The sequence below is a fragment of the Micromonospora sp. C95 genome (assembly GCF_018070465.1).
Classification (GTDB): Bacteria; Actinomycetota; Actinomycetes; order Mycobacteriales; family Micromonosporaceae; genus Micromonospora.
In genome coordinates this window covers 22,721-39,426 of record NZ_JAGPXT010000032.1, presented here as the reverse complement: position 1 = coordinate 39,426, position 16,706 = coordinate 22,721, and the positions used below count along the sequence as shown (strand labels likewise).

Here is a 16,706-nt window from a genome sequence, read left to right as displayed (position 1 = left end):
CGCAGCGCAGCCCGCATTCCCGCCCGGGTCAGTAGTTGCCGACCCATCTGGGCGATCAACCGCCGGAAGGCGATCGTCACCGCCTGCCGACCGCCGGCCAGGATGCCCGGGATGGCACCGGCGGACACCCCGCCCAGCCAGGCCATCAGGAGCGCGACGAAGACCGCGATGACGGTGATGATGACCGCGATCAGCACGGTCAGCTTCGCGTACTCGATCTCCAGAGCGGCCTGGTCGCAGCCAGCGGCGTACGCTGCCGAGATCTCCTGGATCAGCGGCAGACCGGTGTTCGGGTCCACGCCGATCTGGTTCCACAACCCGCCGAACGCCTCGCCGGCACCGCCGCCCCAGCTCTGCAGGATCTTCATGACCGCCGGGTCGGCCTGGCCGAGCGTCTCGCTCACCGTGTCGGCCAGCGCCTGCCACGCGTCGGCCAACTCCCGCATGCGATCCTCGTCGCCGCTCGGCCACGCCTCCCCGGCGCTCACCCAAGCAATGGCGTCCCAGACCCACGCGTACTCGCCCAGCGTGTTCCTGGGATTGGGTATCGCCACCCCGATAGCCCCTCTGTCCGATGTCGACCCGTAGCGGGTGGGCTGCTACTTGTCGTCGCCGCCGAAGAGCGTCTTCACCATGTCGTCGGTGTCGACGGTGCCCTCGACCGCGCCCTTGACGGTCGGCCCGAGCACCTCGACCAGCGGCACCAGATCCGCAGCGAGGTCGAGGACCTGCTGCGCCGGCTGATCGTCACCGCCGAGGTAGGTCTTGTTGAACTCGTTGCCCGGCTCGTCGTCACCCCAGGGCCGGTCGCCGTTGAGCGTCTCGATGGTCGCGGCGAGGTTTCGCCAGGTCATGGCGAGCCGAGCGCCGGCCGCACCGAGTTCGTTGGCACCCTCCAGCGCGGCGTCGGGCTTGACGAAGGTCTCGCGTAGCTCACTCATCGCCTCTCCTCCCCGGGCAGTTCGCTGTCCAGCTGACGGAAGATGCCGTCGAGATCATGGTCGATGTATGCCTGGAACTGGCTGTCCGGCACGAACGGTCGAACCAGCTTCTCGACCTCGGACATGGCCTGCTCGGTCGCCCGCCGGATGGTCTCGGTGACCGTCGCGGAGAGCTCCTTCGAGTTGGGCCGGCGGTAGATGCGTGGGTCGAACTCGACCTTCGTCACCTGGCCACGGGGACCGACCGTGACGGTGACCAGGCCGTCTTCGGAGGTAACGGTGGCCTTTACCGCCTTGAGCTGTTGCTGCAGGTCGCCGACGCCGGAACGCATCCGCTCGAACTGCGCCATCAACTCGTCGGCACGGGCGCGCAGCGCCTGTACGTCCATGGCGTGTTCCTCCCCGCGCAGGTCCCATCCGCCGCCCACGCCGGGGCGTGACAACTCGACCATACTGAATGGGCACGACATCGGGATGCCCGGTCTGGATGCCGCCCACCGCTAGGATGCAGCGGGACCGGTTGACGGGAGGCGTGCAGACATGTTCCGGAACCGTCCTGTGACGACGTTCGCACTGGTGAGCATGCTGTTGGCTACGACGCTGACGATTCCCGTGGCGAGCCCGGCGGCTGCCGCACCGGCGATTTGCGATAATCCGAGCGATCCGGGAGAGGTCAACACCGAGACGCCCTGGCATCAGCGCTGGCTCGCCCCGCAGCGGGTGTGGCCGTTCAGCACCGGTGCGGGCGTGCGGGTCGCGGTCGTCGACTCCGGCACCGACAGCAGCCACCCCCAGCTGGCCGGGCGGGTGGCCACCGGCTTCGACGCCCTGCGCGGCACCCCAGGTGGCGATGTGGACTGCGTGTCTCACGGCACCGCCGTGGCCAGCATCATCGCCGCCCGCCAGCAGGACGGGGTCGGCTTCCACGGTCTGGCGCCGGATGTGACGATCGTGCCGATCCGGGTCAGTGAACGCAACGCCAACGAGGGCCCGGGCGCGGGCGGCGACACCGTCACCGGGGCCGTCTTCGCGCAGGCCATCCGACGCGCCGTCGACGACGGTGCCGACGTCATCAACTTGTCGGTGACGCTGTACCAGCCGGACCCGGACGTGGAACAGGCCGTGCGCTACGCGCTGGAGAAGGACGTCGTGCTGGTCGCCGCCGCCGGTAACCAGCATCAGGACGGAGCCCGCCCGGATCCGCTGCCCTACCCGGCGGCCTACGACGGCGTGATCGGTGTGGGCGCCATCGACCAGTACGGTGCGCGAATCCGGCAATCCCAGATCGGGCCGTACGTGGACATCGCCGCACCAGGCGGTGCGGTGGTGGCCGCCACCCGGCTGGTTGGGCACAACACCTACGACGGGACCAGCTTCGCCGCCCCGATGGTGAGTGCGACCGCCGCGCTGATCCGCGCGGCGGAGCCGAACCTGTCGGCCCGGGAGGTCGCCCGGCGGATACTTGCCACCGCCGACCCGGCCCGGGGTGACGCCGCACGCGGTTACGGCAGCGGGGTGGTCAACCCGTACCGAGCGGTCACCGAACGGCTCACCACCGGGGAGCCGGTGGCTCAGCCTCCGCTGCCCGACGTGCCGTACGACGCGGCAGCGCAGGCCCGCGCGGAGCGCTGGGCGCTGTTCGGTCGGCTGGCGCTCTGGATCGGCCTCGCGCTGGCCACGGTTGCGGTCGGAGTCGCGGTGCTGGCCGCACTGCTGCCGCGCGGCCGTCGCACGCGGTGGCGGCCCACCCGCCCATCGGCCGCTACCCCGGCGGAGGCCGAGATCGACGAGCCGGAGGAACTTTTCTTCCGGGTACCGAACTCGATGCCGCGCGGTTGACCGCGGCGACGGCGCTCGTCATCCGACGGTCGCCGCTGCTGCCCGCGCGAAGGCTGATGGCCCGGCGCGGGCCGGGCCATCACGTGCTGCGGTGTCGGTTCTCAGCCGCCGAACTTCGCGCGGTTGGCTGCCTCGCGGGCCTGCATCTTTCCGGCCGACTCGCGCAGCGCCTTCTCGATCCGACTGAGCAGGTCACGAAGGTCGTTGGCGGCCGACTCCCACTCGTTCTGCCGCTGGAAGTACGCCTCGCGGGCGTCACCGTCCCAGGTCGCCAGCAGCGGCGCGATGCCGGACTTGAGCCCGTCCAGTTCTCCGGTCAGGTTCCGGACCGCTCCATTGCAACTGTCCGCCGCGGCGTTCAACCCGGCGAAGTTGTACCGAATCTCCGTCATGAGTCTCTCCCCCGTCAGAGCTTCAGCGCCGCGGTGATCTGGCCGGCGGTGGCACCCGCACTGTCCATGTCGGCCCGGATCTCCTCGTCACTGACGTCGTAGTCCTTACCGGCCGACCCAACCGCTTCGGCGATCGCCCGCAGCGCGACGTTGAGGCGGGCCATGTCCTGGTCGAACCGCTCACGCACCTGCTGGAAGGAACCGGCACCCGCACCCCTCCACTGGTCGTACAGCGGCGCGAGCTGGTCCATCAGCGAGTTGAGATTGCTGGTGAGCCGATCGGCGACTGCATCGACGTCACCCTCGGTCTTCAGCATCAAGCCGGTGTCGGTATTCATCGACATGGCGGAAGTCACCCCCGTCCTCAGTTGATCGCCCCGACCCGTCGGGGCGTCCGGTCAGTCGGTGCTCGCGCACCATCGTCGTACGAACGGTAACGGGTCGTGTCCAGCCCGCGCTAGACCGTGACTCGTTCCGCATTTCCATTGTGGCTGGTCAGGTCACTCCGGGTCGAGCGCGAGTTTCGCCGTCGTGGGATCGAGTACCGGACCTGCGGGCAGTCGGACCACCAGGCTGGCGGGCAGCCGTACCGGCTGCACCTCCGAGTAGCCGAGGATGGCGGGCACCCCCTCGGAAGCGAGCGGGTAGCGGTGCCCCAGGTCGGTGACCAGGTTCAGGGTGCCCGTCTCCTGGTCAGGGGAGGAGACCGCGGCAACCAGGACGCCGTGACCCGGCTCGATGACGACCCGATCGGCGAGTGGGATGCCGTCACCGGTCTGCTCACCGGTGCGTACCGGCTCTCGCACCGGTTGAACCTGCGCGTCCAGGAGCAGCGTCGGCTCGTCCGCGCCCGGTTGGTAGGCCGCGCAGATCGCCGGCTGGTCTCCGGCCAACCGGGCGATCTCCGGCCGCTGCTCCGGCGCGCGGTGCCGGCCCTGAGCCGGTGCGCCCGCCTTGGGCGCCGCTGCGGCGGTACCGGCAGCCAGTTCGATCGGGTAGGGCCTCGCCTCTCCCGGGTACGCCAGCTGGGTCTCCGCGTCGGCCAGCACCACATCCGCCTGGAGTGGGGTGATCGGCACCAACCGCGCCCGCTCGGCGAGGTAGTACTGGCGGCTGCCGCCCTGGCTCTCCACCACGAAGACCTCACCGACCCGGGCGTCCGGCAAGGCGGTCGAGGTTGCTCCCCGGTCGGCCACCCGTCGAGGCGCGATCGGCTCGCCGGCGGGCAGCGCGTTCAGCCACGCACCGCCCACCTCCACCACCGGCTCGGCGCTCATGGTCAGGCCCTCAAGCACTACCTTCTCGCTGCGGATCTCGTACCGGTGGTCGTGCCAGACCAGGTGCAGCCGGTCCGTCTTGCGGTCGCGGACCAGCAGCGCGCTGTCTCCCGGCTCCCGCCCACCGCTGGGTGCCCGGCCCACGGTGAGCACGGTAGTGGCGACGATCCCGCCGGCCGCGTCACGGGCCGGTTGGGTGCAGAGGGTCCAGGGCCCGTCCAGGATGCGGCCGGCCGGGGGCAGCGCGTCCGGGGCGAACGGGATGCCGATGCGTGGGCCACGTGGGGTGCCGACAAGCGAATTCCGGGAGACCGAGACGGTCGGCGCCGCCGTCTCCATGGCCAGCAGGGCAGAGGCGTAATTGAGCACCGGGTGCAGCCGGCCCTCCCGGTACAGGTAGCGGGTGCCGGTCTCCTTTTCCAGGATGACCGCACCGCCCTCCTTCCACTTGGTCGCGCCGCCGGGCCGCAACAGGCCGTACACCCCCACCGCGGCCAGACAGAGCACGGCCACCATGACGCTGGCGAAGCCGGCACCGCCCAGCCGGCGGAACGGTGCCGCCTCCGGATCGGGCTCGCGCGCCACCAGCGCGGAGGTCATCCGCTGAACGAAGAACTGGTACGACTGGACCTGGTCCCGCCGCGACGGCATGGCAGCCTCCCCTGGCGTACGCCGGCACGGTCACGAGCGCCGGACCGCGGTGCCTACCATAGGCACGGCGTCGAGCCGCCCGGTGCCCGCATCCGGCGTCGGCCGGCGGAACCGACGACGGCAGCCCGAGGAGTCCTTCGATGATCAGCCGCGACGAGGCCCTGGCCATCGCCCGCGAATGGGCCCGCGCGGGCAGGCCAGGCCCCGCCCCCGAAGTGGACCTGTACGAGTTCGACCTCGGTTACGTCGTCTGGCGCGTTCTCCCGGAAACGGGCGTCGTTGACGGCGTGCCCATACCGCCTCCGTCGACGGGGTATCCGCGAGCGGTCGTTGACCGCGAAACCGGTGAGGTATCCCAATGGGCGTCGCTCTCCGCACCAATGGTGGCCGAAGAGTACGCACTCTACCGGGCAGCCGAAGGACGCTTTCCCCCCGACGTGCGACGGGTGCTGGACCGGGCCGGCTGGTTTCCCGGTCGTGACTTCAGCGCCGGAGTGAACCACTGGATGGTCAGTTTCGCTGACGAACTGGCTGGATTGGAATGCCCGCCGATCGTCCGGGCAGCACTAATCGAGTTCGGCGGCCTGGAGCTGCCGCAGCTCGACAGACCCGGTGAACCGGAAGGTGGCTTCACCAGCTATCTCTTTCCAACCGTGGGCGGAATCGTCACGGACAAGGCGCGGGCCTTCGCCGTAGAGTTCGATAACCCGGTCTATCCGATCGGCAACAACGAGGACGGGCCGTCCGAACTGGTCGCCGACGCACAGGGACGGGTCTTCATGCTGCACTGGGCCGACGATTTCTTCGTCGGCCCGGACATCGACACCGCCATCGTCAACCTGATCCGAGGTACCGAGATGTCCGAGGCCAGCGACCGTGACTGGTAAGCCCGACCTGGCCGCAGATTGCCCTTGGCCGTCGTCGAGGGACAGGGCAGCCCGAGGAGTCCGATGATCAGCCGTGACGAGGTCCTGGCGATCGCCCGCGACTGGGCCAACGAGCAGACGACATTCGATGTGACCCTGTTCGAGTTCGATCTCGGATATGTCGCCTGCCTGGTAGAACCCGTAGCCGCCGTGACCGACGGTCCGCCGCTGCCGCCTCCGTCCACCGGGTACCCCCGCCTGGTCATCGACCGGGAGACCGGCGAGGTCTCCCAGTGGTCCTCGCTGCCGTGGCAGACGATCGCCGAGCGGTACACGCAGCGCCGAGCCGCCGAGGGACGCTTCCCGCCCGACGTGCGGCACGTACTGGAGCAAGCCGGCTGGTTTCCCGGCCGCAAGTTCAGAGCAGCGGTCGATCACTGGATGGTCCGCTTCGCCGACGAACTGGCTGGGCTGGAATGCCCGCCGGTCGTCCGCGCCGCCCTTGTCGAATTCGGCGGCCTGCAGCTGCCTCAATTCGGCCGAAGTGGCCGCCCGGGCGGCGGCTTTACCAGCTACATCCACCCAACGGAAGGCGGGGTGGTAACGGTGGCGGCCCGGGCCTTCGCCGAGGAGTTCGACAACCCCGTCTATCCGATCGGCAACAACGAGGACGGACCGTCCGAACTGGTGGCCGACGCGCAGGGGCGCGTGTTCATGCTGCACTGGGCCGATGACTTTTACGTCGGTCCAGACCTCGACTCCGCAATCGTCAAACTGATCCGCGGCGGGCCCATGGCCGAGGCCCACGATCGCGACTGGTGACGGAGACGTCAGCCGTTGATGGCGCGCATGAAGGCGTACAGGCCGAGCACGCTGCACGCGACCGGAACCACCGCCAGTTGGAGGAGGATGTCGAAGATGTCGCCGAGCCGGGCCAGCCGGGGCGACGGCGCACGCCGGCTGTAGGCGAGCCCGGCGGCGGCCGACAGTCCGGCCGCGACCAGGGCCACCGGCAGCACGGCCAGCACCCGCGCTCCCGTCGACGCGTCGGCCGCACCGATCAGGGGCAGCAGGCCCAGACCCACCAGGCCGACGGCCAGCATCGGCACCCGGTGTCGAACCGTCGACACCAGTCGGGCGCGCAGCAGGTAGCCCAGCGAGATGATGCCGGCGAGCAGCAGTGCGGAGAGAGTGCCGGTCGCGGTGAGCACGATCAGGCCGCCGATGGTGATGACGAACGCCCCGAAGACCATGCCGGTGAAGACCTCGTCGGCCCGGGCGGTGGCCTGGTAGATCACTTCCCGCCTGGGCTGCGGCTCGTCGCGCAGCAGGTCTGCGGCGGTACGCGGCAACGCCGGCATCGGCATCTTCCCGAGCCGCACGGAGAGCAGCGGCATGGCCGGCAGCAGCAACGCCACCGCACCCACCACGATCGCGCTGCCCTGTGCGGCGTCCATCGAGCCGAGCGCGATCAGCCCGCCGACCATGCCCCAGAAGCCGACGAAGACCGCGGCCACGAAGACCCTCGTCGCATCGCCGACTCCGAGCAGACCGAGCAGCCCGGAGAGCAGCAGCACAGCGGAGCCGAGCAGCACGTGCGGGGCGCCCAACGCCCAGACCGACTCGCCGGTGCCGATCACCAGCACACCGCCGACGAAGGCGTAGGGCAGGCCGGCGGCGGCGACGACCGCACCGGCTAGGGAGTCGGCCATCGCCCGGGACAGCACGATCCCGCAGACCAGCAGCAGACCGGCCGCGCCGAGGGCCACCGCACCGCCGAGCCAGCCGGGCTCCTCGGACGTCACGATCACGACCAGGCCGAGCAGCAGCAGCACGCCGGCCACGATCAGGCCGGTGAGCCGGGTCGCGAACGGGCTCCAGGCCACCCCGCGCCGTCGGGCACCGTCGGCGACGGCCTCCATCAGGTCGTCGTACGCCAGCTCCGGCCACTCGGTGCGGCGTGGCACCAGGTGCAGCGTCTCGCCGTCCCGGACGTTCTGCGCGGCGAGCGTACGGGCCAGGTCGACCGGGCTGCCGTCGGTGCGTCGCAGCATCCAGCCTCCGTGGCTGGTGCCGTCCGATGGCTCCTCGTCGGCCTGTCGGAGCACCGCGGGCAGCAACCCGACGAGCGGCAGGTGCTCGGGCAGGGCGAGGTCCAACCGACGGTTGGGGGCGACCACGGCGATGCGCGCGAGTCCGGTTCCGGCCTGGGTGACCACTATCGACCCCTCGGTACGAGGAGCGGGCCGACGGCCCGCGGCTGTCCTGACGGGCAAAGGCTACCTACCATGTGCCGGTGACGCGGGGGCGGTTCACCGCGGCGCACCGAGGCGACGGAGGTCTGTCACGTGAGCACGGTGGTCGTCAAGCGACCTGCCCGCCAGCCGGAACCGGAGTACCCCTCCGGCGAGGTGCTGCTGGACGCGCCGCCCGAGGTGCCCGCGCCGAGCGGCAAGGCGTGGGGGCAGATGCTGATGCTGCTGCCGATGCTCGCCGGCTCGTTCGCGATGGCCCTGATGTTCGCCGGCCGGGGCGGGTCGACCCTCGGCTACGTCACCGGTGGCCTGTTCGGACTCTCCGCGATCGGGATGCTCGGGTCGCAGTTGACGAACAACTCCGGCGGCCCGGGCAAGCAGGAGATGCTGCAGAAGCGCCGCGAGTACATGACGCATCTGTCCCGTCAGCGGCGTCGGGTGCTCAAGACGATCCGCAGGCAGCGGGAGGCCGCCTTCTACCGGCATCCCGACCCGGACGTTCTCTGGTCCCTGCCGCTGGGGCCCCGGTTGTGGGAGCGGCGGCGTGGCGACGTGGATTTCGCCACCGTACGGATCGGTCTGGGGCCACAGGAGCTGGCGACTCCGCTGGTGCCGCCGCCGGCCACGTCGCTGGAGAAGTTGGAACCGATGTGTGCGCTCGCGCTGCGGCGGTTTCTCACCAGCTACGGCGAGGTGCCCGACCTGCCGGTGACCATGGCGCTGAACGGGTTCGCCCGGGTGCACCTGCGCGGCGACACCGAGGCCGGCCGGGGCATGGTCCGGGCGGTGCTCGCGCAGGCCACCGCGTTCCACGCGCCCGACGACATGCTCGTCGCGATCTGCGTAGCGCCGGACCGGCGGGCCGCCTGGGAGTGGACGAAGTGGCTGCCACACGCCCTGCACCCGTCCCGCACCGACGCGCTCGGCCAGTTGCGCCTGGTGGCACCCTCGGTCACCGGCCTGGAGGCGATGCTCGACGACGTGTTGGCCAGTCGGCCCCGGTTCAACGCCAGTGGCGGTACGCCCCAGGTCGCCGGGCCGCATGTGCTGGTGGTGATCGACGGTGGCGACACCGCAGGTTCCGATCACCTGATGACCGAGGGCGGGGTGGAGGGAGTCACCCTGCTCGACCTGTCCACTCCGGCGCCTCGCCTGCTCGACCGGGCGCGGCTGGTGCTGGAGGTGGCGGCGGACCGCCGGTTGCACAGCATCACCGTGGATGGCCAGGCCGAGATCGGCCGGGCCGACGACTGCCGGGTGGCCGAGCTTGAGGCGTTGGCCATGCAACTCGCTCCGCTGCGCCTCTCCGCCGCCTCCCGGGGAGGCGGCGACACTCCGCTCACCACCGAGCTGGGCCTGGCCGAGCTGCTCGACCTCGGCGATCCGTACGAGTTCGACGTGGATCGGGCGTGGCAGCCGCGCCCCAATCGCGACAAGCTGCGGGTGCCGATCGGGGTGGGCGCCGACGGCGGGCCGGTGGAGCTGGACCTCAAGGAGTCGGCACAGGACGGCATGGGACCGCACGGGTTGCTCATCGGTGCGACCGGTTCCGGCAAGTCGGAGTTGTTGCGCACCCTGGTGCTGGCACTCGCGGCCACCCACTCCTCGGAGAGCCTCAATTTCGTGCTTGTCGACTTCAAGGGTGGTGCCACCTTCACCCGGTTGGACGGCCTGCCCCACACCAGCGCGGTGATCACCAACCTGGCCGACGAGTTGCCGTTGGTGGACCGGATGACCGACTCCATAAACGGCGAGTTGGTCCGACGGCAGGAACTGCTGCGCGCGGCGGGCAACTACGCCTCGCAGCGTGACTACGAGAAGGCCCGGGCGGCGGGCGCACCGCTGTCGCCGCTGCCGAGCCTGCTCATCATCTGTGACGAGTTCTCCGAACTGCTGACCGCCAAGCCGGACTTCATCGACATGTTCGTGCAGATCGGCCGGGTCGGTCGGTCGCTCGGCGTACACCTGCTGCTGGCGAGCCAGCGCCTGGAGGAGGGGCGGCTGCGAGGGCTCGACACGCACCTGTCGTACCGCATCGGCCTGCGGACCTTCTCGGCGATGGAGTCCCGGGTGGTGCTGGGGGCCACCGACGCGTACGAGCTGCCCCGGTCACCGGGGCACGGCTACCTACGGTTCGGCACCGAGCCGCTGGTCCGGTTCAAGGCCGCGTACGTCTCCGGCGTCTATCGGAGCAAGACCGCGGCGGCGGTGGCGGCCGGCGACGGCGAGGACCGGGTACGCGAGTACACCACCGCCTACGTCGCCCCGCCGGTGAGCCGTGCGCCGAAGGAGGAGATCGCGCCGGAGCCGGCCGACGGGGTCGGCGAGAGTGTGCTGGACATCCTGGTCGGCCGCCTCGCCGGCCGAGGCAAGCCCGCGCACCAGGTGTGGCTACCCCCGCTGGCCGAGCCGCCGACGTTGGACCAGTTGCTGCCGCCGATGACCGCCGATCCCGCCCGGGGCATCACCGTCGCGCACGCTGGCCTGCTCGGCGAGCTGCAGGTCGCGGTCGGCATCGTCGACAAGCCGTTCGATCAGCGCCGCGACGTGCTCTGGTTCGACCTGGCCGGTTCGGCCGGCCACGCGGTGATCGTCGGCGGCCCGCAGAGTGGCAAGAGCACCCTGCTCCGAACGGTCGTCACCGCCCTGGCGCTGACCCACACACCACGCGAGACCCAGGTCTACTGCCTCGATCTGGGCAGCAGCGCGCTGTCGTCGCTGCGCGACCTGCCACACGTCGGCTCGGTGGCGACCCGCCTCGACGCCGGCCTGGTCCGGCGTACCGTCGCCGAGCTGCAGCTGCTGATGGGCGAGCGGGAGCGGCGGTTCGCCGAGCGCGGGGTGGACTCGATGGGCGAGTACCGGCGGGCCCGGCGGCACGGCCAGCACGACGACGACCCCTTCGGCGACGTCTTCCTGGTCATCGACGGTTGGGCCACGCTGCGCACGGAGTTCGAGGACCTGGAACCGACGATCAATGACATCGCCAACCGGGGGCTGTCCTTCGGCATCCATCTGATCGTGACCGCGAGCCGCTGGATGGACCTGCGGCCGGCCGTCCGGGACGTCTTCGGCACCCGGCTGGAGTTGCGGTTGGCCGACGCCAGCGACTCCAACCTGGACCGGCGGGCGGCGATGAACGTGCCGGAGAAGTCACCGGGCCGGGGCATCACGCCGGACGGACAGCAGTTCCTGGCGGCGCTGCCCCGCGCGGACAGCGCGCAGGAGGCGGAGAGTCTGCCCGAGGGGGCGCGGAAGCTGGTCACCGATCTGGCCGCCGCCTGGCAGGGGCCGGGCGCACCGCCGATCCGGTTGCTGCCGCCGGTGGTGCCGTACGGCAGCCTGCCGAACACGGGCCGCCCGGGGATCCCGATCGGTATCGCCGAGGTGGACCTTCAGCCGGTGCACGTGGACTTCGCCGCCGACCCGCACTTCATCCTGTTCGGTGACGGCGAGTCGGGCAAGAGCACCTTCCTGCGGGCGCTGGCGCAGACCATCGTCGACCGCAACGAGCTGACCGAGGCGCGGCTGGTCATCGTCGACTACCGGCGCAGCTTGCTCGGCGACATCGACACGCCGCACCTGATCGGGTACGGCTCGACCGCCCAGGTCACCGAGGGCATCATCAGCGAGGTCGCCACGGTGATGCGCGACCGGCTACCACCGCCGGACATCAACGCCGAGCGGTTGCGGGCCCGCGACTGGTGGAAGGGTCCCGACCTGTACGTGCTTGTCGACGACTACGACCTGGTGGCGGGCGCTGGGAGTAACCCGTTGACGCCGCTGCTGGAGTTCCTGCCCCAGGCTCGGGACATCGGCCTGCACGTGGTCATCGCCCGGCGTACCGGCGGCGCCAGTCGGGCGCTCTACGAGCCGGTGCTGATGCGGCTCCGGGAGATCAGCACGCCCGGCATCGTGATGTCCGGCAACCGGGACGAGGGGGTGCTGCTCGGCACCGTGCGGCCGGGGCCGTTGCCACCGGGCCGGGGTTGGCTGGTGTCCCGGCGCGGCGGTACCCGGTTGGTGCAGCTGGTGCACCTTCCGCCGCGCTCCTGAGCCCGGTACGGGGTTGCCCGATCGGGCTACTGTCGGCCAGAGTGGACTTACGGAACGCGGCTGCCTGACCCCCGAACTGTCGGAGAAGGAAGCAGCCGCGCTGGCATCGTGTGGGTGAACGGGGGAGGGAACATGGGCGACGAGTGGCTCGTCGACGAACAGATCGACGTCGACATCCAGCAGCTGAAGGATTTCGCGCTGGCCATCCAGAAGGAGATGGAGACCAACTTCCAGCCCAGCTTCGACAACGGCCTGCGCCCCATGCTCACGGTGCAGGCACCGTTCGGCGGCGGCGGAATGAACGAAGCCGCGTTCTTCCGGGGCCGACACGACGAGAGCCGGATGGCCATTTCCAATCTGATGGCCGACGTGATGAAGGGCCTCACCTCGCTCAGCACGGCCGCGATGTCCATCTCGGCGGAGTATCTGACGGGGGACGCGCTGGCCCAGGCCACCAACGACGACGTCTACAACGCGTTCTCCGCCGTCGACGGTCAGGACACGCTGAGCGGCCGGTGGCAGGAGGGCGCGGAGAACCCCGCCGACGCGGTGCCGGACGCGGCACTGAACCCGGAGCCGATGGATCCCTACTACGGCCTCAACGCCTGCCCCACTGGCGGGCAGAGCGAGGAGACTCCGGAGTGGGCGCGGGCCGAGGTGGTCGGTGAGGGCTCGGGCACGTATCTGATCCACGGTGACGGCGAACGCATGCACGACGAAAGTCTCCGGCTGAATCAGTCGGATCTCCGGTGACGGTGTCACGGGGCGAGGCCTGAGGAGCGGGGATGAGCGACGACTACTACGGATGGCAGCCGGTCAGCTATCCGATGTACTCAGGTGTGTCGGACGACTACGCGGCCGAGCGAGCCGACCAGGCCACGCCGTACCAGCCCACGGCCTGGGACTCGGTCAACATCGAGCAGATGTGGGAGTACGTCCGCAAGGAGAGCGACGAGCGGACGACGGCACTCGCCGACATGTGGCGGCGCGCGGCTGACCTGTTGCAGACCACGCGGGACAACCTCAAGCGCCACGCCGATTCGCTGGACGCTCGCTGGCAGTCGCCTGCGGCTCGGGTCTTCATGTCCCGCGTGGGTGCCACGCTCCACTCGCTCGACGAGTGGAGGGAGGTGGCCAGCAACAACGCCACCGGCCTGGACCAGCTCGCCAGCAAGATCGAGACTGCCCAGCGGGAGATGCGGACGCTCTGGGAGCAGTACCAGGCCGAGCAGACCCAGCAGGGGGAGCGCCGGACCAGCGACGAGGGCTTCCAGCCGGTCGACCTCGTCGACTGGATCCCCGGTGTCACCGGCAACGACGCCAAATCCTACGAGGACGTGCAGAACGAGTACCACCAGCGCGCCAAGAACATCGCCAAGCCGCTGGCCGACCTCTACATCGACGTCTACATCTCAAACATCTCCCGCGGCGGGAAGTTCAAGGGCCCGACGGACGCGGTGATCACCAATCCGTCAGGCGTGCCCCGCCCGGGCGCTCCGGGAGCGCCCCCGCCCGGCGCACCAGTGAACGGGGCCGCCCCGAACCGCCCGGCCATGCCGGCCCGGCCGGATCTGCCGACTCGGCCCGGTGGGGCCGACGCGCCGACCGGTGCCGCACCACCGCCGCCACCAAATCTTCCGGAGGGCGTCGGCCTGGCGGGGGGCGCCGCCGCGCCGGTCGCCCCACCGCCGACCGCACCGCCGGTGACCAGCGCACCCACGGCACCCGTGCCTCCGGGTCCGGTGGTGCCGCCGGTGGCCCCACCCGGGCCGCGACCGGGCAACCCCGGGCTGAACGCACCGAACTCGGCGCGACCGAACGCACCGAGGACCACCCTGCCGGGTGCGGGCGGTCCCGGCGCGCCCGGTGGCCGTGGGCCGGGGCCCAACCGGCCCACCCTTCCTGGTGCCGGCGGCCCGGGCAGCGGATCCGGGGCACCAGGTGGCCGGAAGAGTCCCGCGCCGAGCCGCCCGACCTTGCCCGGCAACACCGGCGCTGGCGCTCCCGGCGGTGGCCGGGGTCGGCCGGGTCTGGGCAGCCGGCCGGGCGCTTCGGCCACTCCGCCGCCGTCGAGTCCGCGGCTGCCCGGCTCCACCGCCCGCCCAGGTCAGCGCGGTGCCGCCCCAGGAAAGCCGGCCGCACCTCCGCCGAGCCTCGGCGGTCAACGGGGTGCCGCGCCGGGCGGGCCGCCCAAGGCCAGCGCTCCGCCGAGCGGCAAATCGGCCGCCGGTAAGCCGGTGACCGGCAAGGGCGCTGCCGGTGCCCGGCCCGATCTGCGCGGACGTGCCGGTACGGGCACCGGGCGACCTGCGCCGACGACGGGGCCGGCTCCGTCGCTGGGCGGTCGGCGCGGCGGGCCGACGACCCCGTTGCCGCGTAAGGGTGGGCTGCGCGACGCGGAGCAGGAGACCTGGGAGTACGGCGACGGTGACGACGAGTTGTGGGTCACCGAGTCGTCCGCCGCCGGTGTGGTGGAGGCCCCTGTCGAACACCGTCCCCGGGAGCAGGGCAGGACGCTCGGCCAGAGCTGACCGCAGTCGGGCCGGTCACCCAACCCTGGGTGGTCGGCCCGTACCATGCGGTGACCGTCCATTCGCAGCCGTCGCCGTGGCGGCGCACAGAGGAAGGCTGACGGGCATGCGTGTCCTCACCCGATCGGCAGCCGCCGCGCTCGCCACCGCGGGCGTTCTGACGGCCGTCGCCCTGCCCGCCGCACCCGCCCACGCCGACTCCGTCCGCGACAGATCCTGGCACGTCAAGAGCCTGGGGCTGGCCGACCTTCACCAGATCACCAAGGGTGAGGGCGTCACCGTGGCGGTGGTCGACACCGGGGTGGACGCGACGCACCCGGATCTTCGCGGCAACGTCCTGCCCGGCGTCGACCTCTACGACGACGACACCAAGGGCCGCCTCGACCGTCAGGGACACGGCACCGGCATGGCCTCACTGATCGCCGGTCACGGGCACGGCCCTGGCGGCCGTGACGGGGTGCTCGGCGTGGCACCGAAGGCCAAGATCCTTCCAGTGACGATCAAGAAGGACGGCGCCCCGTGGATCGCACCGACGGCCCTCGCCGCCGGCATGAACTGGGCGATCGACGCCGGCGCCGACGTGATCAACGTTTCCCTGTCCAGCAGCTTCAACGAGGAACTGAACCGGGCGGTTGAGCGCGCCTACCAGAACAACGTGATCGTGGTCGCCGCAGCCGGCAACGACGACCAGATCCTCGTCGGCGCGCCGGCCTCGCATCCCGGCAGCATCGCCGTCAACGCTGTCGACCGCAAGGGCGTCATCAGCAAGAAGGGCTCGGTGCCGGGGACCTTGGACCTACCGATCAGCATCGCCGCTCCCGGTCAGGACATGAGGCTGGCTCGCCCCGGTGGGCGGTACATCACCGCGACCGGCAGCAGCAGCGCCACCGCGATCGTCTCCGGTGCGGTCGCCCTGATCAAGGCCGAGTACCCGGACCTGACCGCATACCAGACGTTCCAGCGGCTGCTTGAGACCACCAGGGACGCCGGTGAGCCGGGCCGCGACGAGTACTACGGATGGGGCGTGCTCGACCTGCGGGAGGCGTTGACCGGCGAACCCGACGGGCGGGGCAGCCGCACCGCAGCAACCGGCGAGCCAGAGATCGACGAGGCACTCGCTGCCGCACGGGCAGCCGGAAGCGACGGTCCTGACTGGGCGGAAGTCGTGATCGTCGTGCTGGTCTGGGTGGTCTTCCTCGCCTTGCTCGTCGGCGGAGTAGTGGCCGTCGTCAAGCTCCGTCGCCGTTCACGCCGTCGCCGAGAAGCCAGCCTGGCCCCGGAACCCGCGCTCACCGGCGGTGGGCCTGCCGCACCGCCAGCGGCGGGCTTGACGCTCGGCTCGACCGATCAGACCCTTTCTGATTCCGCTAGGGACGGTGAAGCCGCCTGGCGCCGTCCGGCAGAATGAGCAGAGGGGACGCACAGGTGTCGAATACCTCAGCGGAGCCCGGCTCCGCGCAAACGCCGACGCCACGCCGGCGGCCGGTCGTCGTCACCATCGCCGTCCTGCTGATGGTGCCCTCGATCGTCATCTGGCTGATCGCCGGGGCCGCCTTCTTCCGGGCGATGCTGCGCGCCGAGGGTGACGGGCTGGGCAAGGTCCTGGTGGTGGGCATCGGTGCGGGCGTACTCGCGATCGCGTTGCTTGTGGTGCTGCTCGCGGCCATGGGGATCTTCATGGCCTGGATCGGCGACAATCCGGCCGGGCTGGCCGTGCCGGCCGGGTTCACCTTCGGCCTCTTCGTCGTCGTCATCGTCACGCTGCTGGCGCAGGGCAAGCTCAGCTATCACCCGACGATGGTCACGCCGCTGGTGGTGGGCGGGCTGGCCGGCGTGTCGCTCGTCCTGATCAAGAGTCCACCGGCGCGGGCCTGGTTCGCCAGCCGCGGTAGCTAACG

14 protein-coding genes are annotated in these 16,706 nt (G+C 70.9%); 8 read left to right on the top strand and 6 right to left on the bottom strand.

All coding sequences use genetic code 11. The features are described from left to right. Positions 1-599: 599 nt before the first annotated feature. Both KBX00_RS25650 and KBX00_RS25645 read right to left on the bottom strand, forming a co-directional pair. Positions 600-941, bottom strand: a complete 342-nt coding sequence (locus KBX00_RS25650; RefSeq protein WP_210830621.1) for a hypothetical protein — start codon at positions 939-941, stop codon at positions 600-602. Next, a complete protein-coding gene (locus tag KBX00_RS25645) occupies positions 938-1,330 on the bottom strand; it encodes a YbaB/EbfC family nucleoid-associated protein (RefSeq protein ID WP_210830620.1) in 393 nt (130 codons plus the stop codon). The genes KBX00_RS25650 and KBX00_RS25645 overlap by 4 nt, the downstream gene beginning before the upstream one ends. A gap of 151 nt (positions 1,331-1,481) precedes the next feature. Here KBX00_RS25645 and mycP (KBX00_RS25640) point away from each other — a divergent pair, with 151 nt between their 5' ends. After that, on the top strand, positions 1,482-2,780 hold the full coding sequence (gene mycP / locus KBX00_RS25640; protein ID WP_301548610.1) for a type VII secretion-associated serine protease mycosin: 1,299 nt from the start codon (positions 1,482-1,484) through the stop codon (positions 2,778-2,780). A 101-nt stretch (positions 2,781-2,881) separates the two neighbouring features. Here the strand turns inward: mycP (KBX00_RS25640) and KBX00_RS25635 are convergent, their stop codons facing one another. The 3 genes from KBX00_RS25635 to eccB form a co-directional block, all read right to left on the bottom strand. Further along, positions 2,882-3,172 (bottom strand): WXG100 family type VII secretion target, encoded by a 291-nt coding sequence (locus KBX00_RS25635; RefSeq protein WP_210830619.1) that lies wholly within the window; start codon positions 3,170-3,172, stop codon positions 2,882-2,884. A gap of 14 nt (positions 3,173-3,186) precedes the next feature. Continuing rightward, complete coding sequence (locus tag KBX00_RS25630; protein WP_164449591.1) at positions 3,187-3,516, bottom strand: WXG100 family type VII secretion target; 330 nt, start codon at positions 3,514-3,516, stop codon at positions 3,187-3,189. 156 nt (positions 3,517-3,672) lie between these two features. Then, entirely contained in the window at positions 3,673-5,100 is a 1,428-nt protein-coding gene (eccB, locus tag KBX00_RS25625; protein ID WP_210830618.1) for a type VII secretion protein EccB, read from the bottom strand. Between the two features lie 140 nt (positions 5,101-5,240). Between eccB and KBX00_RS25620 the strand changes: the two genes are divergently transcribed. Then, complete coding sequence (locus tag KBX00_RS25620; protein ID WP_210830617.1) at positions 5,241-5,987, top strand: SUKH-3 domain-containing protein; 747 nt, start codon at positions 5,241-5,243, stop codon at positions 5,985-5,987. A gap of 63 nt (positions 5,988-6,050) precedes the next feature. Next, positions 6,051-6,788, top strand: a complete 738-nt coding sequence (locus KBX00_RS25615; protein WP_210830616.1) for an SUKH-3 domain-containing protein — start codon at positions 6,051-6,053, stop codon at positions 6,786-6,788. Between the two features lie 8 nt (positions 6,789-6,796). Here KBX00_RS25615 and eccD read toward each other — a convergent pair whose 3' ends face one another. Next, entirely contained in the window at positions 6,797-8,185 is a 1,389-nt protein-coding gene (eccD, locus tag KBX00_RS25610; RefSeq protein WP_210830615.1) for a type VII secretion integral membrane protein EccD, read from the bottom strand. A 129-nt stretch (positions 8,186-8,314) separates the two neighbouring features. Between eccD and eccCa the strand changes: the two genes are divergently transcribed. From eccCa to KBX00_RS25585, 5 genes are all read left to right on the top strand, one after another. Then, complete coding sequence (gene eccCa / locus KBX00_RS25605; RefSeq protein ID WP_210830614.1) at positions 8,315-12,277, top strand: type VII secretion protein EccCa; 3,963 nt, start codon at positions 8,315-8,317, stop codon at positions 12,275-12,277. A 132-nt stretch (positions 12,278-12,409) separates the two neighbouring features. Continuing rightward, positions 12,410-13,030 carry a hypothetical protein gene (locus KBX00_RS25600; protein ID WP_210830613.1) on the top strand — a complete coding sequence of 207 codons (621 nt, stop codon included), beginning with the start codon at positions 12,410-12,412 and terminating at the stop codon, positions 13,028-13,030. Between the two features lie 32 nt (positions 13,031-13,062). After that, the gene (locus KBX00_RS25595) at positions 13,063-14,808 is read left to right on the top strand and encodes a WXG100 family type VII secretion target (protein ID WP_210830612.1); all 1,746 of its coding nucleotides are present in this window, start codon (positions 13,063-13,065) and stop codon (positions 14,806-14,808) included. A 106-nt stretch (positions 14,809-14,914) separates the two neighbouring features. Beyond that, positions 14,915-16,216 (top strand): type VII secretion-associated serine protease mycosin, encoded by a 1,302-nt coding sequence (gene mycP, locus KBX00_RS25590; protein WP_210830611.1) that lies wholly within the window; start codon positions 14,915-14,917, stop codon positions 16,214-16,216. A 17-nt stretch (positions 16,217-16,233) separates the two neighbouring features. Beyond that, positions 16,234-16,704: a hypothetical protein gene (locus KBX00_RS25585; protein WP_210830610.1), complete on the top strand. Its 471-nt coding sequence runs from the start codon at positions 16,234-16,236 to the stop codon at positions 16,702-16,704. Positions 16,705-16,706 lie beyond the last annotated feature (2 nt).

Coding starts and splice junctions, on each gene's coding strand:
- KBX00_RS25650 (WP_210830621.1), bottom strand. CDS start 941: ATGAGTGAGCTACGCGAGACCTTCGTCAAGCCCGACGCCGCGCTGGAG.
- KBX00_RS25645 (WP_210830620.1), bottom strand. CDS start 1,330: ATGGACGTACAGGCGCTGCGCGCCCGTGCCGACGAGTTGATGGCGCAG.
- mycP (WP_301548610.1), top strand. CDS start 1,482: ATGTTCCGGAACCGTCCTGTGACGACGTTCGCACTGGTGAGCATGCTG.
- KBX00_RS25635 (WP_210830619.1), bottom strand. CDS start 3,172: ATGACGGAGATTCGGTACAACTTCGCCGGGTTGAACGCCGCGGCGGAC.
- KBX00_RS25630 (WP_164449591.1), bottom strand. CDS start 3,516: ATGTCGATGAATACCGACACCGGCTTGATGCTGAAGACCGAGGGTGAC.
- eccB (WP_210830618.1), bottom strand. CDS start 5,100: ATGCCGTCGCGGCGGGACCAGGTCCAGTCGTACCAGTTCTTCGTTCAG.
- KBX00_RS25620 (WP_210830617.1), top strand. CDS start 5,241: ATGATCAGCCGCGACGAGGCCCTGGCCATCGCCCGCGAATGGGCCCGC.
- KBX00_RS25615 (WP_210830616.1), top strand. CDS start 6,051: ATGATCAGCCGTGACGAGGTCCTGGCGATCGCCCGCGACTGGGCCAAC.
- KBX00_RS25600 (WP_210830613.1), top strand. CDS start 12,410: ATGGGCGACGAGTGGCTCGTCGACGAACAGATCGACGTCGACATCCAG.
- KBX00_RS25595 (WP_210830612.1), top strand. CDS start 13,063: ATGAGCGACGACTACTACGGATGGCAGCCGGTCAGCTATCCGATGTAC.
- mycP (WP_210830611.1), top strand. CDS start 14,915: ATGCGTGTCCTCACCCGATCGGCAGCCGCCGCGCTCGCCACCGCGGGC.